The sequence below is a fragment of the Streptomyces sp. CG4 genome, assembly GCF_041080655.1.
Taxonomy (GTDB): domain Bacteria; phylum Actinomycetota; class Actinomycetes; order Streptomycetales; family Streptomycetaceae; genus Streptomyces.
Genome location: NZ_CP163525.1, coordinates 3,028,357 through 3,047,650, shown reverse-complemented (window position 1 = coordinate 3,047,650; position 19,294 = coordinate 3,028,357). Strand labels below are relative to the sequence as shown.

The 19,294-nt window shown below is 72.1% G+C and carries 16 protein-coding genes and 1 pseudogene; 15 read left to right on the top strand and 2 right to left on the bottom strand.

What is annotated here, in order from left to right; translation table 11 throughout:
- Positions 1 to 2 precede the first annotated feature (2 nt).
- Positions 3 to 2,201 (top strand): NAD-dependent DNA ligase LigA, encoded by a 2,199-nt coding sequence (gene ligA, locus AB5L52_RS13695; RefSeq protein ID WP_369364209.1) that lies wholly within the window; start codon positions 3 to 5, stop codon positions 2,199 to 2,201.
- A 258-nt stretch (positions 2,202 to 2,459) separates the two neighbouring features.
- A complete protein-coding gene (locus tag AB5L52_RS13690; protein ID WP_351029919.1) occupies positions 2,460 to 4,700 on the top strand; it encodes a bifunctional diguanylate cyclase/phosphodiesterase in 2,241 nt (746 codons plus the stop codon).
- 68 nt (positions 4,701 to 4,768) lie between these two features.
- Here AB5L52_RS13690 and AB5L52_RS13685 read toward each other — a convergent pair whose 3' ends face one another.
- Positions 4,769 to 5,293 carry a TetR/AcrR family transcriptional regulator gene (locus AB5L52_RS13685; protein WP_369364206.1) on the bottom strand — a complete coding sequence of 175 codons (525 nt, stop codon included), beginning with the start codon at positions 5,291 to 5,293 and terminating at the stop codon, positions 4,769 to 4,771.
- Positions 5,294 to 5,298: 5 nt separating this feature from the next.
- On the opposite strand from AB5L52_RS13685, the pseudogene AB5L52_RS13680 reads away from it, so the two are divergent.
- The 13 genes and pseudogenes from AB5L52_RS13680 to AB5L52_RS13620 form a co-directional block, all read left to right on the top strand.
- Positions 5,299 to 5,532: pseudogene (locus tag AB5L52_RS13680) on the top strand (DUF4267 domain-containing protein); the annotation flags it as partial.
- A gap of 40 nt (positions 5,533 to 5,572) precedes the next feature.
- Positions 5,573 to 6,064: a cupin domain-containing protein gene (locus AB5L52_RS13675; RefSeq protein ID WP_369364204.1), complete on the top strand. Its 492-nt coding sequence runs from the start codon at positions 5,573 to 5,575 to the stop codon at positions 6,062 to 6,064.
- 130 nt (positions 6,065 to 6,194) lie between these two features.
- A complete protein-coding gene (gatC, locus tag AB5L52_RS13670; RefSeq protein ID WP_004925108.1) occupies positions 6,195 to 6,491 on the top strand; it encodes an Asp-tRNA(Asn)/Glu-tRNA(Gln) amidotransferase subunit GatC in 297 nt (98 codons plus the stop codon).
- On the top strand, positions 6,488 to 7,996 hold the full coding sequence (gatA, locus tag AB5L52_RS13665) for an Asp-tRNA(Asn)/Glu-tRNA(Gln) amidotransferase subunit GatA (RefSeq protein ID WP_351565016.1): 1,509 nt from the start codon (positions 6,488 to 6,490) through the stop codon (positions 7,994 to 7,996). The genes gatC and gatA overlap by 4 nt, the downstream gene beginning before the upstream one ends.
- Entirely contained in the window at positions 7,993 to 8,232 is a 240-nt protein-coding gene (locus AB5L52_RS13660; protein ID WP_351029913.1) for a hypothetical protein, read from the top strand. Before gatA ends, AB5L52_RS13660 begins: the two co-directional genes overlap by 4 nt.
- A gap of 16 nt (positions 8,233 to 8,248) precedes the next feature.
- Positions 8,249 to 9,763, top strand: coding sequence for an Asp-tRNA(Asn)/Glu-tRNA(Gln) amidotransferase subunit GatB (gene gatB, locus AB5L52_RS13655; RefSeq protein ID WP_351029911.1), 1,515 nt, complete (start codon positions 8,249 to 8,251; stop codon positions 9,761 to 9,763).
- 109 nt (positions 9,764 to 9,872) lie between these two features.
- Positions 9,873 to 10,283: a hypothetical protein gene (locus tag AB5L52_RS13650; RefSeq protein WP_369364201.1), complete on the top strand. Its 411-nt coding sequence runs from the start codon at positions 9,873 to 9,875 to the stop codon at positions 10,281 to 10,283.
- A 230-nt stretch (positions 10,284 to 10,513) separates the two neighbouring features.
- Complete coding sequence (locus tag AB5L52_RS13645; RefSeq protein ID WP_369364199.1) at positions 10,514 to 12,745, top strand: MMPL family transporter; 2,232 nt, start codon at positions 10,514 to 10,516, stop codon at positions 12,743 to 12,745.
- Positions 12,723 to 13,298, top strand: a complete 576-nt coding sequence (locus tag AB5L52_RS13640; protein WP_351029907.1) for a GNAT family protein — start codon at positions 12,723 to 12,725, stop codon at positions 13,296 to 13,298. The genes AB5L52_RS13645 and AB5L52_RS13640 overlap by 23 nt, the downstream gene beginning before the upstream one ends.
- A 35-nt stretch (positions 13,299 to 13,333) precedes the next feature.
- Positions 13,334 to 13,918, top strand: a complete 585-nt coding sequence (locus AB5L52_RS13635; protein WP_351565004.1) for a hypothetical protein — start codon at positions 13,334 to 13,336, stop codon at positions 13,916 to 13,918.
- A gap of 196 nt (positions 13,919 to 14,114) precedes the next feature.
- A complete protein-coding gene (locus tag AB5L52_RS13630) occupies positions 14,115 to 14,306 on the top strand; it encodes a hypothetical protein (RefSeq protein ID WP_351029904.1) in 192 nt (63 codons plus the stop codon).
- A gap of 239 nt (positions 14,307 to 14,545) precedes the next feature.
- The gene (locus AB5L52_RS13625) at positions 14,546 to 17,593 is read left to right on the top strand and encodes an AAA family ATPase (RefSeq protein WP_369368867.1); all 3,048 of its coding nucleotides are present in this window, start codon (positions 14,546 to 14,548) and stop codon (positions 17,591 to 17,593) included.
- A gap of 57 nt (positions 17,594 to 17,650) precedes the next feature.
- Entirely contained in the window at positions 17,651 to 17,923 is a 273-nt protein-coding gene (locus tag AB5L52_RS13620) for a DUF6191 domain-containing protein (protein WP_369364196.1), read from the top strand.
- Positions 17,924 to 17,974: 51 nt separating this feature from the next.
- On the opposite strand, the gene AB5L52_RS13615 is transcribed toward AB5L52_RS13620, so the two are convergent.
- Positions 17,975 to 19,123 carry a sorbosone dehydrogenase family protein gene (locus AB5L52_RS13615; RefSeq protein WP_369364195.1) on the bottom strand — a complete coding sequence of 383 codons (1,149 nt, stop codon included), beginning with the start codon at positions 19,121 to 19,123 and terminating at the stop codon, positions 17,975 to 17,977.
- Positions 19,124 to 19,294: the final 171 nt, after the last annotated feature.

The window sequence follows — 19,294 nt, the reverse complement described above, 5'->3', positions numbered from 1 at the left end:
CGGTGGCCGGCGACAAGCAGCAGGCGGAGACGGCAGTGCCCGCCGAGGCACGGGAGAAGCACGCGCAGCTCGCTGAGCAGATCGAGGAGCACCGCTTCCGGTACTACGTGAAGGACGCTCCCGTCGTCAGCGACGCCGAGTTCGACAAGCTCCTGAAGACTCTGGAGGCCCTGGAGGAGCAGTATCCGGAGCTGCGCACCCCGGACTCGCCCACCCAGAAGGTCGCGGGGTCGTACGAGACGGAGTTCACCGCGGTCGAGCACCGCCAGCGCATGCTGTCGCTCGACAACACCTTCAACGACGAGGAGCTGGCCGCCTGGGCCGAGCGCATCGCGCGCGAACTCGGCGACCAGGAGTACCACTTCCTGTGCGAGCTGAAGGTCGACGGCCTCGCGGTCAACCTCACGTACGAGCACGGCCGCCTGACGCGCGCGGCCACGCGTGGTGACGGCCGTACCGGCGAGGACATCACGCCCAACGTCCGTACGATCAGCGAGATCCCGGACCGGCTGCGCGGCGACAAGGTCCCCGACCTGGTCGAGATCCGCGGCGAGGTCTACTTCCCGATGGAGAAGTTCCTCGAACTGAACGAACGCCTGGTCGCCGCCGGTGACAAGCCGTTCGCCAACCCCCGTAACGCCGCCGCCGGTTCGCTGCGCCAGAAGGACCCGCGGGTCACCGCCACCCGCCCGCTGCACATGGTCGTCCACGGCATCGGCGCCCTGGAGGGCTTCACGGGCATGACCCGGCTGTCCCAGGCCTACGACCTGCTGAAGACCTGGGGCCTGCCCACCTCCGCGCACAACCGCGTGGTCGACGACCTCGACGGCGTACGGCAGTTCATCGCCCACTACGACGGCGAGATGCGCCACTCCGTGGAGCACGAGATCGACGGCGCCGTCATCAAGCTGGACGAGATCCGGCTCCAGGGCCGCCTCGGCTCCACCGCGCGTGCGCCCCGCTGGGCGATCGCGTACAAGTACGCGCCGGAAGAGGTCAACACCAAGCTCGTCGACATCAAGGTGGGCGTCGGCCGCACGGGCCGCGTCACCCCGTACGCCCAGGTCGAGCCGGTCACGGTCGCGGGCAGCGAGGTGGAGTTCGCCACCCTGCACAACCAGGAGGTCGTCAAGGCCAAGGGGGTCCTCATCGGGGACACGGTCGTCATCCGCAAGGCCGGTGACGTCATCCCGGAGATCCTCGGCCCGGTGGTCGACCTGCGCGACGGCACCGAGCGGGAGTTCGTGATGCCGGGCGAGTGCCCCGAGTGCGGCACCCCGCTGCGGCCCATGAAGGAGGGCGACATCGACCTCCGTTGCCCCAACGCCCGTACCTGCCCGGCCCAGTTGCGCGAGCGCGTGTCCTATCTCGCGGGCCGCGAGTGCCTGGACATCGAGGGCTTCGGCGCGGTGGCCGCCGCCGCGCTCACCCGCCCGCTGGAGCCGGCCGACCCGCCGCTGGTGGACGAGGGCGACCTCTTCGACCTGACGGTGGAGAAGCTGCTGCCCATCAAGGCCTACGTCCTCGACCCGGACAGCGGTCTGCCCAAGCGGGACCCGAAGACGGGCGAGGAGAAGGTCGTCACGGTCTTCGCCAACCAGAAGGGCGAGCCGAAGAAGAACACCCTCGCCCTGCTGGAGAACGTCGAGGCGGCCAAGCAGCGCCCGCTGGCCCGGTTCCTGAACGGCCTGTCCATCCGGCACGTCGGCCCGGTGGCCGCGCAGGCCCTCGCCCGCGAGTTCCGCTCCGTCGACCGCATCGAACAGGCCACCGAGGAGGAGCTGGCGGCCACCGACGGCGTCGGCCCGATCATCGCCGCCGCGCTCAAGGAGTGGTTCGCCGAGGACTGGCACCGCGAGATCGTCCGCAAGTGGAAGGCGGCCGGAGTCCCGCTGGAGGACGAGTCGACCGGCGAGGACGAGGGCCCCCGCCCGCTGGAGGGTCTCACGGTCGTGGTCACCGGAACGCTGGAGCACTTCACCCGGGACGGCGCCAAGGAGGCCCTGCAGAGCCGGGGCGCGAAGGTGACCGGATCGGTATCGAAGAAGACCTCGTTCGTCGTTGTGGGCGACAATCCCGGATCGAAGTACGACAAGGCCGTGCAGGCGAAGGTTCCGGTTCTGAACGAGGACGGTTTCACCGTCCTCTTGGAGCAGGGCCCCGAAGCGGCGGCCGAAGTCGCGCTTCCGACCGAGGAGTAGCGGTTGAAGGCCACCCGTTCGGCGCATATCAGTTGCATACGGGTGGCCCGGGCGCATTCGGGCAACCGTCGACGACCGGTGCCCGTGGAAGCCTTCCGCGGCCTACTGTTGAGGTGTGCACCTGCCGTGCCCAGCTGCGGTTGGGGCATCCCCGTGCGCTCCCAGGGCGCGGGGAAGGGTTCTTCAACGCGGAGCTGCTGATGGGTGTCGGACATCGGGCCGCGTGGCGTGGGCACCGCCGGCTGTGAGAGGGACGGAATGGAACCGACCGAGAGCGTCGCCCCGGACTCACGGCTACGCCTGCGCCGGCGCGCGGGCACCTGGCGGGGGACCCGGTGGACGGCGCGGAGCCACGGCCGTACGGGGGCGCAGCCCTGCGCGTCCGGACCGGGCGCCACCTCCGACGCCCACGCGCCGATACCCCTGGCCATCGAGCCCGCCCAGGGCCTGAACGGCGCCGACTCCGAACGGCATCTGTCCTGGCCCGCGCTGCCCGCGGCCGTCGTGGCCGCCGCCGCGTTCGTCCTCGGCGCCGGCTTCTACCGCGGCTTCAGCGGCCACCACGCCCTCTTCCCGAGCGGCACCGTCGGCTGGTCGCTGGCCCTGCTCACCGGCGTCATCGTCGGCCACCTCGTGATGCTGGGCCGGGCCCGCTGGTGGGGCGGCACCGGCTCCGGCGCCGCCCTCACCCTCGCCGTGCTCCTCCTGTACGGCTGGGTGCCCGCCGGCATGGTCAGCCTCACCGTCGTCGTCCTGGTCGGCATCGCCCGGCGCCACCGCTGGCGGCAAGGCGTGCTGAACGGCGCGGTGGACATCCTCGGCATCGGCGCCGGAGCGCTGCTGCTCGGCGCGTTCGGCCGGGTCCCGAGTGTGGAGACGCCCTGGCGGCCGGACAGCTGGAGCATCGCCACCGCACCCGAGGTCGTCCTCGCCGCCGTCGCCTATCTCGCGGTCAGCCGCGGCCTGCAGTGGTATCTGTACGCCCCGCGCAGCGGCAAGGTGCCCACCGTGGCCCGTACGGCCCTGGTCAGACAGGGCTTGCTCGCCGTCGCGCTGCTCGGCATCGCACCGCTGCTGTGCGTCGTCGCCGACGCACAGCCCATCCTGCTCCCGCTGTTCGCCATCCCGCTCATCGCCCTCGACTCCACACTGTGGATGGCCCGCGCGCGTGCCGAGGAGCAACTGCGCGACCCGCTGACCGGCCTGCCCAACCGGCAATGGCTGCTGGAGCGGATCTGGACGGCCCTCGACGACGCCGAACGCATCGGCGCCCGCTCCGCGCTCATGCTGATCGACCTCGACCGGTTCCGCTCGGTGAACGACACCCTCGGTCATCTCGCCGGCGACCGGCTGCTGCTCCAGATAGCCGACCGGCTGCGGCTCGCCCTGCCGCGCGGAGCGGAGGCCGCGCGGCTCGGCGGCGACGAGTTCGCCGTGTTACTGCCCGTCGCCGACTCCACCACGTCGGCCACCCGGGTCGCCCGCGGCCTTGTCGCCGCGCTCAGCTCGCCTCTCGACCTCGACGGCCTCACCCTCGTCCTGGAGGCCAGCGCCGGCGTCGCCGTCTTCCCCGACCACGCCCTGGACGCCGAAGGCATGCTGCGGCGGGCGGATGTGGCGATGTACCAGGCGAAAAGGGACCGTACGGGCGTGGAGGTGTACGAGTCCAAGCGGGACTCCAACACCCCGGACCGGCTCGGCCTGCTGGGCGATCTGCGCCGGGCGCTGGACGCTCACGAGGTGCAGCTGCACTACCAGCCCAAGGTCCGCTTCGACGGACAGGTCGCGGGCCTGGAGGCGCTGGTGCGCTGGGTCCATCCCGAGCGCGGGAAGGTTCCGCCGGACGAGTTCATCGCCATCGCCGAGTCCTCCGGGCTGATGCCCCATCTGACGGAGTACGTGCTGGAGACCGCGCTCGGCCAGGTCGCCAAGTGGCGCGCCCAGGGGCTGCGGGTGCCGGTGGCGGTGAACGTCTCGCCGCGCGATGTGCATACGCCCGGTTTCGCCGGGTCGGTCGCGGCCCGGCTGGCCCGGCACGGGGTCCCCGCGGGCGCCCTGCAGCTGGAGATCACCGAGCATGTGCTGCTGGAGGACCCGCAGCGCGCCGCGGACACCCTCGCGGGCCTGACCGGACACGGCGTGAAGATGTCGCTGGACGACTTCGGCACCGGGTACTCGTCCCTGGTGCATCTGCGGCGGCTGCCGGTGAGCGAGCTGAAGATCGACCGATCGTTCGTCGCGCGGCTGGCCGTGGACAACGAGGACGCCGAGATCGTGCGCTGCACGGTCGATCTGGCGCATTCGCTGGGGTTGCTGGTCGTCGCCGAGGGCGTGGAGGACGACGAGACGTGGGAGCGGCTGCGGGATCTGGGGTGTGACGCCGTACAGGGGTGGCTGGTCGCTGCGGCGATGCCTCCCGAGGAGACCACGGCGTGGTTGCGGGCGCGCGGGTCTCGCGGGTGGCAGAGGCCGCGCGCCGCGCTGCCTGCCGCCGAGTAGTTCTCCCACCCGCCCGCCCGTGCGGTCCCGCGCCCCCACAAGGCGTGTGCGGTGTGAGGCGTGTGCCGTCAGGCTCCCGCGAAGTGGGCGATCAGCAGCGCCACGCGCTCCTCGTGGGCCCTTTCCGGCAAGCGGCCGCTTCTCATCAGCGTGGCCAAGCCGTGCAGACCCGCCCAGAACGTCTCCGTCAGCAGGCCGGGGTCCTCGCCCTCGGCCGTGATCGGCTCGACGGCCGCGAGCAGCTCACCGAACGCCTCCCGCAACGGCGCCGGGGACTCCTCCGTGGCGAACGGCAGGTCCACCAGGTGGGTGAACATCGCGTCGTAGAGGGCGGGCCGGCGCCGTGCGAAGGACGTGTAGGTCTCCGCGACCGCCGTCAGCTCCTCCCGCGTGCCGTGTACGGCGGTCCGCGCCTGGCGCAGCTCCGTCGCCAGGTCGGCGCAGCCCTGCACCGAGACCGCCGCCATGATCGCGTCCTTGCCCTTGAAGTGGCTGTAGAGGACCGGCTGGCTGTACTCGATCTCGGCGGCCAGCCGGCGGGTGGTCACCGCGTCCCAGCCCTCGGCCTCGGCCAGCTCCCGGGCGGCCGTCACGATCAGCCGCTCACGTTCCGCTCGTTCGCGCTCCCTGGTTCGGTGTGCTGGGCCTCGTCCTGCTGGCCTTCGCCGGAGCCCGTGCCGAGGCGTGGTTCATGCTCGCCGTGGCACTCGTACCGCTGGGAGACACGTGGACGGTGCTGCGTCACGGCGGCACGAAGGCCGTGGCCTTCGGGATCCACTTCGCCACGGCAGTCGTTGTCCTGATCGGCGTGGGACTGCTCTTCGCGGTCTGACGACCGACGACACCACACGACATCAGCGAGGGGGAAGGTCATGTCACTGTTCGTGCCGGAGTCCGGTGATTCCGTGATCGTGCGCGGCGCCGATGCCGAGGTGGTCGGGGGTACCCCGGTCGGCGTCCAGCTGCTGGCCGACCACAGCGCGACCGGAGGGGCGCTGTCCGCCGTGCGCGTCACCCTGGCGGAGGGCGCCGATGGCGCTCGGCCCCACCTCCACCACACCGGGGCGGAGATGTTCTACCTGCTCGACGGGTGCGCCGAGATCCTCTCCGGCGACGACATCGTCACCGCCGAGCGCGGCGATCTCGTCGTCCCGCCGGAGAAGCCGCACGCCTTCGCCGCCGTCCCGGAGGCCACCGCGGACATCCTCATCGTGTTCACCCCGGGCATCGAGCGCTTCGAGTACTTCCGCCACCTCCAGCGCATCCGCCTCGGCGAGGCCACCCCGGAGAGCATCCTCGAGGTGCAGGAGCGGTACGACAACCACTTCCTCAGGAGCGAGGTCTGGGAGGGCCGCCGGGGCTGACGAGCGAGGGCCCGGTGAACCGGCTGACGAACGGGGGCGGCGGGGGGCTCGGTAAACCGTTTCACGGCCACGGCTCCCCGCCCCATAGGATTGAGCCCAAACCACACACACTCACCCAGAGGATCGCTGCATGCCTGGCATCACGCGCGAGGAGGTCGCCCACCTCGCCCGGCTGGCGCGTCTGGAGCTGAAGCCCGAAGAACTCGACCACTTCGCGGGACAGCTGGACGACATCATCGGCGCGGTCGCCCGCGTCAGCGAGGTCGCCGACCAAGACGTACCGCCGACCTCGCACCCGCTCCCGCTGACGAACGTCATGCGGCCGGACGAGGTCCGTCCCTCGCTCACCCCCGAGCAGGCGCTGTCCGGCGCCCCGGCCCAGGAGCAGCAGCGTTTCAAGGTGCCGCAGATCCTGGGAGAGGAGTGACCGACATGACGGACAGCAACATCATCAAGCTCACGGCCGCGCAGATCGCCGAGAAGATCGCCTCCGGCGAGCTGACGGCCGTCGAGGTCACCGAGGCCCACCTCGCCCGCATCGACGCCGTCGACGAGAAGGTGCACGCCTTCCTGCACGTCGACCGCGAGGGCGCCCTCGCCCAGGCCCGCGCCGTCGACGAGAAGCGCGCGCGGGGGGAGAAGCTCGGGCCGCTCGCCGGCGTGCCCGTCGCGCTCAAGGACATCTTCACCACCGAGGGCGTGCCCACGACCGTCGGCTCGAAGATCCTGGAAGGGTGGATTCCGCCATATGACGCCACCCTCACCAAGAAGCTGAAGGCCGCCGACGTCGTCATCCTCGGCAAGACCAACATGGACGAGTTCGCCATGGGGTCCAGCACCGAGAACAGCGCGTACGGGCCCACCGGCAACCCCTGGGACCTCACCAAGATCCCCGGTGGCTCCGGTGGCGGTTCCTCCGCCGCGCTCGCCTCCTTCCAGGCGCCGCTCGCCATCGGCACCGACACCGGCGGCTCCATCCGCCAGCCGGCCGCCGTCACCGGCACGGTCGGCGTGAAGCCGACGTACGGCGCGGTGTCCCGCTTCGGCATGGTCGCCTTCTCCTCGTCCCTCGACCAGGGCGGGCCCTGCGCCCGTACGGTCCTGGACGCCGCCCTGCTGCACGAGGTGATCGCCGGGCACGACCCGCTCGACTCCACCTCCGTCGACGCCCCGGTCCCGGCGGTGGTCGAGGCCGCCCGCAACGGCTCGGTGCGGGGCATGCGCGTCGGCGTGGTCAAGCAGTTCCGCGGCGAGGGCTACCAGGCCGGCGTCATCCAGCGCTTCGACGAGTCGGTCGAACTGCTCAAGGAGCTGGGCGCCGAGATCGTCGAGCTGGACTGCCCGTCCTTCGACCTCGGCCTGTCGGCGTACTACCTGATCGCGCCCTCCGAGTGCTCCTCCAACCTCGCCCGCTTCGACGGCCTGCGCTACGGCCTGCGGACCGGCGACGACGGCGGCCACTCGGCCGAGGAGGTCACCTCGCTGACCCGCGAGGCCGGCTTCGGCCCCGAGGTGAAGCGCCGGATCATGCTGGGCACGTACGCCCTGTCGAGCGGGTACTACGACGCGTACTACGGCTCCGCGCAGAAGGTCCGCACGCTCATCACGCGTGACTTCGAGAAGGCCTTCGAGCAGGTGGACGTCATCGTCTCGCCGACGACGCCCACCACCGCCTTCCCGATCGGCGAGCGCGCCGACGACCCGATGGCGATGTACCTCGCGGACCTGTGCACCATCCCGACCAACCTGGCGGGCAACGCGGCCATGTCCCTGCCCTGCGGTCTCGCCCCGGAGGACAACCTCCCGGTGGGCCTGCAGATCATCGCCCCGGCGATGCAGGACGACCGCCTGTACAAGGTGGGCGCCGCCGTCGAGGCCGCCTTCGTGGAAAAGTGGGGACACCCGCTCCTTGAGGAGGCTCCGTCGCTGTGAGCAAGCTGTCCAAGGCCAAGGACTTCAAGAAGTCCAAGTCCGGTACGTACCTGTCGATGGCCACCACCGCGTTCGGCGCGATCGGTGTCACCAAGCAGATCAAGAAGGCCCGCGCCGAGCACGACACGCTGCGGCTGATCGACGCGACGCTGTCCGCCGCGGCGATCGTGACCGGCCTCGCGATCCTCTACCGAGAGCTGAAGCGGCTGGGCGACGACGACGTCCTGCTGGGCTGAGAGGGAAGTTTTCACCGTGACCACCACGACCGACCTGGTGTCGTACGAGGACGCGCTGGCGTCGTACGACCCTGTCATGGGCCTTGAGGTCCATGTCGAACTCGGCACCAAGACCAAGATGTTCTGCGGGTGTTCGACCGAGCTGGGCGCCGACCCCAACTCGCAGACCTGCCCGACCTGCCTCGGCCTGCCGGGCGCGCTTCCGGTCGTCAACGCGACCGGCGTCGAGTCCGCGATCAGGATCGGTCTCGCGCTGAACTGCGAGATCGCCGAGTGGTGCCGCTTCGCCCGGAAGAACTACTTCTATCCGGACATGCCGAAGAACTTCCAGACCTCCCAGTACGACGAGCCGATCGCCTTCAACGGCTACCTCGACGTGCAGCTGGAGGACGGCGAGACCTTCCGCGTGGAGATCGAGCGCGCCCACATGGAGGAGGACACCGGCAAGTCGACGCACGTCGGCGGCGCCACCGGCCGTATCCACGGCGCGTCCCACTCGCTGCTGGACTACAACCGCGCCGGCATCCCGCTCATCGAGATCGTCACCAAGCCGATCGTGGGCGCCGGCGAGCGCGCCCCCGAGGTGGCGAAGGCGTACGTCCGTGAGCTGCGCGAGGTCATCCGTGCCCTCGGTGTGTCCGAGGCCCGCATGGAGATGGGCCAGATGCGCTGCGACGTGAACCTGTCGCTGATGCCCAAGGGCAGCGACAAGTTCGGCACGCGCAGTGAGACGAAGAACGTCAACTCGCTGCGTTCCGTGGAGCGTGCGGCCCGCTTCGAGATCATGCGGCACGCGGCCGTGCTGTCGTCCGGCGGCACGATCGTGCAGGAGACCCGCCACTTCCACGAGGACACCGGGTCCACGACCTCGGGCCGCGTGAAGGAGGAGGCCGAGGACTACCGGTACTTCCCGGAGCCCGACCTCGTGCCGGTCGCGCCGTCGCGCGAGTGGGTCGAGGAGATCCGCGCCGCGCTGCCGGAGATGCCGCTGGCCCGCCGTACCCGGCTGCTCGCCGAGTGGGGCATCACGGCCATCGACATGCAGGCGATCCTCAACGCCGGTGCGCTGGACCCGATCGTCGCCACCATCGACGCCGGTGCCGACGCGGCCTCCGCCCGCAAGTGGTGGATGGGCGAACTGGCGCGCAGCGCCAACGAGTCGGGCACGGCGCTGGACGAGCTGGCCATCACGCCGCAGCAGGTCGCCCGGGTCACCGAGCTGGTGACCTCCGGTGACCTGAACGACAAGCTGGCCCGCCAGGTCATCGAGGGCGTCCTCGCCGGCGAAGGCACTCCGGACGAGGTCGTCGAGAAGCGCGGTCTCAAGGTGGTCTCCGACGACTCGGCCCTCGGTACGGCCGTCGACGAGGCCATCGCCGGCAACCCCGGCATCGCGGACAAGATCCGCGGCGGCAAGGTGGCCGCCGCCGGCGCCCTGGTCGGCGCGGTCATGAAGGCGACCCGGGGCCAGGCCGACGCGGCTCGCGTCAAGGAACTGATCCTGGAGAAGCTGGGCGTGAGCGAGGGCTGAGCCCGCACCGCGCACCGTACGGCCCCGGCGGCATGTCCGCCGGGGCCGTACGCATGTCCGGGCGCCCCGCCGCACCTGCTCGCACCCGGAGGCACTACGCTCGCCCGCCATGAGTGGACGCACCGATTCCGACGCCGGACCCGCGATAGCGGAGAACGCGGAGCAACAGACGGGAGACCGGCCGATCGGACAGGACGCGGGGCGGCCGGTCGGGGAGGACCCGGACGAGCAGAACGGGGAGGACGCGCAGGAGCAGGTCGGGGAGCAGTCGGTCGGGGAGGCCCGGCGGGCCCGTTGGATCGCCGCCGCGACCGGGGTGCTGCTCGCGCTCGCGGGGCTGGCCGCCGCCCTGGTGCGGTTCACCGGCGCCGCGCCGGTCCGCGTCCCCGCCGCCTTTGCCCTCGGCGCCGCCGTGTGCGCTTTCGCCGCGGTGCTCGGGGCCAAAGGCCGTACCCGCAGGGCCCTGTGGCTGTTGATCGCGGGGACCATGGTCATGGCGTTCGGAGACCAGTCCGACTGAATCCCGCGAAGTGCCGGGCGAAGCGCGCGAAGTGCCGCTCGGGGCGACAGAGTTCGCCGGAATGTCCTGTGACGTCTCTCCCACTCCTGTGAATAAGCCCACGAACACGGCAAACGATCACTTTCGCCTGCAAGAGTGTCTGCGATTACTCATACCTTCTTTGCGGGCTGTTCAGTTTTGGACGATTGTTCCCGGCCAAAGATCCACACATCGTCTCTGGGAGCACGTCCGTGGCAGACCTCGCCCGTTGGTGTGTCCGGCATCGACTGATCGCGGTCCTGCTGTGGCTGCTCGCCTTCGGCGGGGCCACCGCTGCCGCCGCGGTGGCGGGTTCGGCGTACTCGAACGACTACGAGGTCCCCGACACCGAGTCCGGCCGCGCGACCCGGCAGCTCGAAGCGGGGTTCCCGGGACTGGGCGGGGACAGTGACACCGTGGTCTGGCACACCGCCGCCGGTACCGTCCGCGCCGCCGACGTCGAGCAGACCATGACCCAGACCCTGGACCGGATCGCGGCGCTGCCCGGCGTCGCCTCGGTGACCGGCCCCTACCGCGGCCAGGGCGGGCACCGGATCAGCGCCGACGGCCACACGGCCTACGCCACCGTCACCCTCACCCAGTCCGCCGAGCACATCGGCGCCGCCGAGGCGCGGGCCGTGGTGCGCACCGCCAAGGCCGCCGAGGGCGACGGACTCCAGGTGGAGCTGGGCGGCACCGCGATCGGGCGCACCGAGTCCCCGCACGAGCACACCGCCGAGCTGGTCGGCGTACTCGTCGCCGCCGTCGTCCTGTTCCTCGCCTTCGGCTCGCTCGCCGCCTCGCTGCTGCCCATCGCCACCGCGCTGGTCGGCGTCGGCACCGCCTACGCCGGCATCGGACTGCTCGGCCACGCCATGACGGTCGCCGACTTCGCGCCCATGCTCGGCATGCTGATCGGTCTCGGCGTCGGCATCGACTACGCGTTGTTCATCGTGACCCGGCACCGGCGCGGTCTGAAACGCGGCCTGAGCGTCACCGAGGCCGCCGTGCACGCCGTGGCCACCACCGGGCGCGCGGTCGTGTTCGCGGGTGCGACGGTGTGCATAGCCCTGCTCGGGATGCTCACCCTGCGGCTGAGCTTCCTCAACGGGGTCGCCGTGGCCGCCTCGCTGACGGTCGTGCTCACCGTCGCCGCCTCGGTCACCCTGCTGCCCGCCCTGCTGTCGTACCTCGGCCCCCGCGCGCTCAGCCGCCGCGAGCGTCGCCGGCTCGACCGGCACGGGCCGCGCCCGGAACTGCCCACCGGTCTCGCCGCCCGCTGGTCGGCGCTGGTCGAACGCCGTCCCAAGCTGCTCGGCGCACTCGCCATGGCCGTCATCGCCGTACTCGCCCTGCCGACCCTCTCCCTCCACCTCGGCACCTCCGACCAGGGCAACGACCCGCGCACCGCCACCACCCGCAAGGCCTACGACCTGCTCGCCGAGGGCTTCGGACCCGGCGTGAACGGGCCGCTCACCCTGGTGACCCGGGTGGCCGGCGCCGCCGACAGGCTCGCCCTGGACAACCTCGACGACACCCTCCGCGACACCCGGGGCGTCGCCTCCGTCACCCCGGCCACCTACGACACCGGCGGCGACACCGCCTACCTCACCGTCGTCCCCGAGTCCGCGCCGCAGTCGCAGGACACCAGCGACCTCGTGGACCGGCTGCGCACCGACGTGCTGCCGCGCGCCGAGACCGGCACCTCCCTCGACATCCAGGTCGGCGGGGTCACCGCCGGCTACGACGACTTCGCGGATGTGATCGTCGGCAAACTGCCCCTGTTCGTCGGCGCGGTCATCTCGCTCGGCTGCCTTCTGCTGCTCGTCGCGTTCCGCTCGCTCGGCATCCCGCTGAAGGCCGCCGCGATGAACATCGCCGCCGTGGCCGCCGCGTTCGGCGTCGTCGTCGCCGTCTTCCAGTGGGGCTGGGGCAGCGAACTGCTGGGACTGGGCCGGGCCGGACCCATCGAGCCGTTCCTGCCGGTCATCATGGTCTCGGTGCTCTTCGGCCTCTCCATGGACTACCAGGTCTTCCTGGTCAGCCGGATGTACGAGGAGTGGCTGGAGACCGGCGACAACCGGCGCGCCGTCCGCGTGGGCCTCGCCGAGACCAGCCGGGTCATCAACTCCGCCGCGGTCATCATGATCTCGGTCTTCCTCGCCTTCGTGCTCAGCGGCGACCGGGTCATCGCCATGTTCGGCATCGCGCTGGCCGCCGCCGTCGCCCTGGACGCCTTCGTGCTGCGCACCCTGCTCGTGCCCGCGCTGATGCATCTCCTCGGCGCCGCCAACTGGTGGCTGCCCGCCTGGCTGGAGCGCCGGCTGCCCCGCGTCAGCATCGAGCCGCCCGAGTGCCGCGCCGCGCATGAGAGGCTCGGCAGCGTGTCGGTGGAGGAACTGCGGGAGGAAGGGCACCCCGATGTACGCGATATCCCTGGGTGACGACGGCGCCGAGCTGCGGCCCCTGGAGGTCTGGCACGCCGAGGAGGTGCTCGCCAACATCGACCGGGGACGGGAGTTCATCGGCCGGCACATCGGGCTGCCGGACGTGGTGTCCGACCTGGCGGGCGCCCGTTCCTGGGTGAAGTCGTACGCCGACAAGCGCGCCGTCGACGCGGGCAGCCTGCACGGCATCTGGCTCGACGGGAAGCTGGTCGGCGGTCTGCTGTTCCGGGTCTGGGACACCCAGAGCGGCGTGTGCGAGGCCGGCTGCTGGCTGGAGCCCGCGGCGGCCGGGCGCGGGCTGGTCACGCGGGGCATGCGGGTGCTGCTGGACTGGGCCTTCGAGGAGCGCGGCATGCACCGCGTGGAGTGGTATGCGTCCTCCGCCAACGACCCCAGCAACAACGTGGCTCGGCGGCTCGGCATGACCCGCGAGGGCGTCCTCCGCGAGAACTACCCGCACCGGGGCGTGCGGGCCAGCACCGAGATCTGGTCCGTGCTCGCCCCGGAGTGGCGGGCAGCACGCGCGCGTAGCGGGCAGAACGATCATTAAGAGACTTCTCAGACAGCGTCCGTACGGTGCCGGGCATGGGAACGAAGACAGAGGCAGGCGCTGAGGCGCGCAAGGACGACGAGACGGTGGTGGAGGCCGCCACCGAGGACGAGGCCGCGCGGGCGGAGGCTCTTGAGGACGCCGAGCAGGAGGAGCCCGGCGAGGAGAAGGCCGCCGAAGAGGACGCCGTCGAAGAGGACGCCGTCGAGCCGGAGGCCAAGGAGCCCTCCGGGGTGGGCCAGGGCGCCGGCGCCGTCGTCTCCGCCGCACTGGGACTCGTCTCGCTCAGCGGCGGCTGGATCGGCACCGTGGCGGGCGCCCGCGAGCAGCTCGTCGGCCAGCTGCGGACCTCCTCCACGGCGAGCGTCGCCACCCAGATCAAGGCGGTCTACGGCAACGCCTGGCACAGCACCGCCCTGTGGGCCGGCCTGTTCGCGCTGGCGGCGCTGCTGACCGGAGCGGTGGTGCTCGCCCGGCCCGCCTTCGGCGCGCCCGGCCGCCCGCAGGCCCCCTGGATCAAGTCGGTCGCCTGGGCGGGCGTCTCGCTCGGTGTCATCGGCCTGCTGCTGGCCGTCCTGAAGTACTCGGACGCCCTGCTCGGCCTGCCCTCGACCGGCTGAGAACCCCCAGGCCACCGGGGCCTTAGGGAATCCATGAGCACCTTATGGACTCCCTGAGGCCCCTTACGCGCGCGTGCGGCCCGTACGCCGCCCGAAGATGCGGAACTCTCCCGATGTGGCGCACCCCCCGGGGAGACGAAGGTGGAGGCATCGCAGAACGCGACGCACCACACCGACCCTCCCAGAAGGACCCGCCATGATCGAGATCGAGTACCACAAGATGCGCTCCGCCGAGCTGATCCGCGAGGCCGAGCAGCAGCGCCTGGTCCGCGAGTTGGCCCGGGCCCGGCGCGCCGCCCGCCACGAGGCCGCGGCCGGCCACGACAACGCGGCCGCCGAGTCCCATAGCGACCGCCCCCGCCGGCGCCGGATCCCGCGCACCGCGTGAACCCCGGACCGCCGGACCGGGGCGGCCCCGGCCCGGAAGAGAGCCGTTCGGAAGAGAGCCGTTCGGAAGGTGGCCGCACGGGGGTCGGCCGCCTTCCGGGCCTTCCCGGCCAGGGTCGTACGACCGCCCGGCGCGGCCGTACGACTGTCCCGTCTGTGGACACGACCCTCCCGGCCGCCGGTACGACGATCACACCAGAGCTGTGGAAAACGAGTCCCCCGCTGTCCGGACCTCGTGCGATGCTCGGGCCCGTGGAGACCAGGTCCGTCAGTCCCGTGTTCGTCGGCCGCACCGACGAGCTGGACACGTTGAACGACAAGCTCGCCCGCGCCCGCGCCGGCGAGCCGCAGGCGCTGCTGCTCGGCGGCGAGGCGGGGGTCGGCAAGACCCGCCTCGTCGAGGAGTTCGCCACGGCCGCGACCCGGCACGCGGTCGTCGCCGTCGGCGGCTGTGTGGAGATCGGCGCCGACGGGCTGCCGTTCGCCCCGTTCTCCACCGCGCTGCGCGCCCTGCGCGACGCCCTGCCCGAGGAGTTCGCCGCCGCCGCGCGGGGACAGGAGGAGGAACTGGCCCGCCTCCTGCCCGACCTGGGCGAGGCCGGCGCCGGCCGCCACGACGAGCAGGGCATGGCCCGCCTGTTCGAACTCACCGCCCGCCTGCTGGAACAGGTCGCCGCCGCACAGCCGGTCGTGCTGGTCCTGGAGGACCTGCACTGGGCCGACGCCTCCACCCGCCACCTCCTCGCCTACCTCTTCCGCACCCTGCGCACCGGCCGGCTTCTGGTCCTCGCCAGCTACCGCTCCGACGACATCCACCGCCGGCACCCGCTGCGCCCCCTGCTCGCCGAACTCGACCGGCTGCGCACCGTCCGCCGTATCGAACTCGCCCGGTTCACCCGCGAGGAGGTCGGCCGTCAGATCGCCGGCATCCTCGCCGCCGAACCCGACCCCGCGCGCGTGGACGAGATCTTCGAACGCTCCGACGGCAACGCCTTCTTCGTCGAGGAACTCGCCGTCGCCGCCTCGGAGGGCTGCCGCACCGGCCTGACCGACTCCCTGCGCGACCTGCTGCTGGTCCGGGTCGAGGCGCTGCCCGAGAGCGCCCAGCGGGTCGCCCGCATCGTCGCCGAGGGCGGCTCCACCGTGGAGTACCGGCTGATCGAGGCCGTCGCCGGGCTCACCGAGGACGACCTCATCGAGGCTTTGCGAGCCGCCGTCGGCGCCAACCTCCTCACCGCCACCCGGGCCGGCGACGGCTACCGCTTCCGGCACTCCCTGGTCCGTGAGGCCGTCGCCGACGACCTGCTGCCCGGCGAACGCTCCCGGCTCAACCGGCGCTACGCCGAGGCCCTGGAGGCCGACCCCACGCTCGTCCCGGCCGACGCGCGCGTGATGCGGCTGGCCAGCTACTGGTACCACGCCCACGACGCCGCCAAGGCCCTGCCCGCCGTCCTGGACGCCTCCGTCGTCGCCCGCCGCCGGCACGCCTACACCGAGCAACTCGGGCTCCTGGAGCGGGCGATGGAGCTGTGGGACAGCGTCCCGGAGGAGGTGCGCTCCGCCCTGCGCCCGGTCGACTACACCGAGGTCTATCCTCCGTGCGGCTGCGACCCGGCCACCACCCCACTGCGCTACCTGGACCTGATGGCCGAGGCCGCCGTCGCGGGCCGCTTCGGCGGCGAACGCGAACGCGCCCTGAAGATCACCAAGCGGGCACTGCGCCTCCTTGAGGACGACCCGGACCCCTTGCGCGCCGCCTGGTTCTGGGTACAGCGCTCCCGGCTCGTCCAGGCCCAGGCCCGCGGCGACGGCTGGCAGGAACTGGGCACCGCGCAGGACCTGGTGCGTGGCCTGCCCCCGTCCGAGGTGCACGCCGAGGTGCTGGCCCTCGCCGCCGGCTGGTCCATGCTGCACCGGCCCGGACCCGAGGCCTTCGCCGCCGCCGAGCGCGCCGTGGAGTACGCGCGCATGGTCGGCGCCCGCGACATCGAACTGCACGCCCGCCTCACTTTGGGCGGCCTCATGGTGGACGCCGGCGACTTCGACGGCGGGCTCGCGGAGATGCGGCAGGTCCTGACGGACACCCTCGCCGAGGGCGTGCACGATGTCGCGGGCCGCGCCTATGTGAACCTGCCGTCGGAGCTGCAGAGCGTCGGCCGGGACCGGGAGGCGGTGGCCCTGCTGCGCGAGGGCATCGCCTTCGCCGGCACGTACGGACAGCTGGACTCCGAGGCGTGGATGTGGAGCAACCTGTCCGACGGGCTGTACTCGCTCGGTCAGTGGCAGGAGGCCGTCGAGGCCGCGGCGCACGCCACCCGGGTCGGCCACAGCGCCAAGCCCCGGGGCGCGGGCGCCCTGAAGCTGGCCCACCTCGCGCTGGCCCGTGGCGACCTCGCCGAGGCCGGCCGGCACCTCGCCGCCGCCCGCGCCCACTACGGCACGCACGACCCCATGCCCCAGCAGTCCTTGCCGCTGGCCCGCATCACCATCGGCGTCGCCGCGGCGGAGGGCCGTATCGCCGACGCCCGCGCCGAACTGCTCCAGGTCCTGGAGGCCGGATTCCCGCCGGGCACCCACCGCTACGGCTGGCCCGTGCTGCTGGCCGCCGCCACCGCCGAGGCCGACGCCCGCGCCCTGCCCGACGCCGAGCCCGGCCGCGAAGAGATCCTCGACCGCCTCCTCGAAACGGCCCGGAGGCTCACCACCCGCGCCCCGCTGTGGCAGGCCTACGAACGGTGGACGCGCGCCGAGTTGCTCCGCGCGCAGGACCGGGACACCGCCGACACCTGGACGCCGGTGGTCACCGCCTTCGAGTGCCTGGACCGCCCCTACGACCTCGCCAGAGTCCGCCACCGCCTCGCCGGAGCCCTCCTCGCCGAAGCCGACGGCGGCGACGACGAGCGCGACCGCGCGCTGGAACTGCTCCGGCTGGCCGCGGCGGTCGCCGCCCACCTCGGCGCCCGCCCGCTCGCCGACGCCGTCGCCCGGCTCGCCCAGCGCGCCCGCCTCACCCTGACCCGCGCCTCCCGCGACAGCCTCGCCCCTGTCGACCCGGCCGCGGCCCTCGGCCTCACCAGCCGGGAGCGGGACGTGCTGCGCCTGGTCTCGGCCGGCCGCAGCAACCGCCGGATCGCCGAGGAGCTGTTCATCTCCCCGAAGACCGCGAGCGTCCACGTCTCCAACATCCTGAGCAAGCTCGGCGTCTCGGGTCGGGGCGAGGCGGCGGCGCTGGCACACCGGCTGGGCCTCTTCCCGGCCGAGACCCTCGGTGCCGGAACGACGGGCTGAGACCTACGCTGGGGACAAGCCGTAAGGCCGCAAAGGGGAGAAAGCGGGGGAGCAGCCGTGTTCAACGCCTTCGAGGAACTGTTCGCGCCCGGCCGCAAACACACCCGGGACGAGCAGAACCGTCTGGAACTGACCCGAGAGGACGTGGGCGACGCCGACCCAGGGCGCGGCCCCATCGACCTGACGTCCGGGAAGGCGGTCATACGTCTTCCCGACCCGTCGCCTGACGAGGAGGAGCAGGAGCAGGAGGAGGAGCAGGAGGAGGAGCAGGAGGAGGAGCAGGAGGAGGAGCAGGCGGAGAGCCGCCAAGAGGCCGCCGAAGGGGCGTGAGGCGTGAGGTGGGAGGCGTCTGGCAGGGAGACGTGAGGCGTCCGGTGGGCGTTACCTCACCTGCGCCTCCAGCACCCGGTCGTCCCCTTGCTTCGGATGTCCCCGGCCGTCCGTGTTGCTCGTCACCAGCCACACCCGGTCGCCGCCCGCCGCGACCACCGTGCGCAGCCGGCCGTACGTGCCGGTGAGGAAGGGCTGCGGTGCCGCCGAGGTCTCCGTGCCGCGCAGCGGGATGCGCCACAGGCGCTGCCCCTTCAGACCGGCCATCCAGATCACGCCCTTCACGTAGGCGATGCCGCTGGGGGAGGCGTCGTCGGTGTGCCACTGGGCCATCGGGTTCTGCAACGCGGCGTCGGAGGACCTGCCCTCGGCCTGCGGCCAGCCGTAGTTGCCGCCCGGCTTGATCGCGTTCAGCTCGTCCCAGGTGTCCTGGCCGAACTCCGAGGCGAACAGGCGCTGTCGGTCGTCCCAGGCGAGGCCCTGGACGTTGCGGTGGCCGTACGAGTACACCGGCGAGCCGGGGAAGGGGTTGCCCGGAGCCGGTTCGCCCTCCGGGGTCAGGCGCAGGATCTTGCCACCCAGGGACTTCTTGTCCTGGGCCAGGCCACGTGTGCCGCTCTCGCCGGTGCCCGCGTACAGCATCCCGTCCGGACCGAAGGCGATCCGGCCGCCGTTGTGGACGGTGCCCTTGGGGATGCCCTTGAACACCGTGTCCGGAGCGCCCAGTTGCTCACCGGCGGGCTTGCGCTCGTCGTACAGCATGCGGGCGATGCGGTTGTCCGAGGCGGAGGTGAAGTAGGCGTAGACCATGTGGTCCGCGGCGTAGTCGGGGGAGAGGGCGATGCCCAGCAGACCGCCCTCACCGGCCGGGGCGACCCCGGAGACCTTGCCCAGCACGGTCGTGCGGCCCGTCTTCTCGTCGATCCGGACGATCGTCCCGTCGTCACGCGAGGACACCAGCAGACCGCCGCCGGGCAGCGGGGCCAGTCCCCACGGCGTCCTCAGGCCCTCGGCGACGGTGCGCAGCACCTTCACCGAGCCCTTGGCCGGCGGGGCGGGATCGGCGACCCGGCCGGAGGGGGACGCGCCCGCCGCCGTACCCGGGGACGCCGTCCGCCCGGGGGCGAGGGGGAAGTGCCCTCCGCCGGAGGAGCACCCGGCCGCGAGCAGGAGGGCAGCCACGGCCAACACGGCAGGCACAGCTCGACGTTGCACGATCAGGGTCCCTTCGAGGCGGCGGTCCGGCGACGGATTTACGAGTACCACTTCTCATACACCGGCCGGGTGGGGTCCAGGGCCTGCCCGGTGGGGCCGGGGTCCCAATCCCCGGGCCCCGAATCCAGGAACCTGGCCCTCGATCCCAGCCCGCGG

Excerpts from the sequence above, each read along its gene's own strand:
- AB5L52_RS13690 (WP_351029919.1), top strand. The coding sequence starts at position 2,460 with ATGGAACCGACCGAGAGCGTCGCCCCGGACTCACGGCTACGCCTGCGC.
- AB5L52_RS13675 (WP_369364204.1), top strand. The coding sequence starts at position 5,573 with ATGTCACTGTTCGTGCCGGAGTCCGGTGATTCCGTGATCGTGCGCGGC.
- gatC (WP_004925108.1), top strand. The coding sequence starts at position 6,195 with ATGCCTGGCATCACGCGCGAGGAGGTCGCCCACCTCGCCCGGCTGGCG.
- AB5L52_RS13650 (WP_369364201.1), top strand. The coding sequence starts at position 9,873 with ATGAGTGGACGCACCGATTCCGACGCCGGACCCGCGATAGCGGAGAAC.
- AB5L52_RS13640 (WP_351029907.1), top strand. The coding sequence starts at position 12,723 with ATGTACGCGATATCCCTGGGTGACGACGGCGCCGAGCTGCGGCCCCTG.
- AB5L52_RS13635 (WP_351565004.1), top strand. The coding sequence starts at position 13,334 with ATGGGAACGAAGACAGAGGCAGGCGCTGAGGCGCGCAAGGACGACGAG.
- AB5L52_RS13630 (WP_351029904.1), top strand. The coding sequence starts at position 14,115 with ATGATCGAGATCGAGTACCACAAGATGCGCTCCGCCGAGCTGATCCGC.
- AB5L52_RS13625 (WP_369368867.1), top strand. The coding sequence starts at position 14,546 with ATGCTCGGGCCCGTGGAGACCAGGTCCGTCAGTCCCGTGTTCGTCGGC.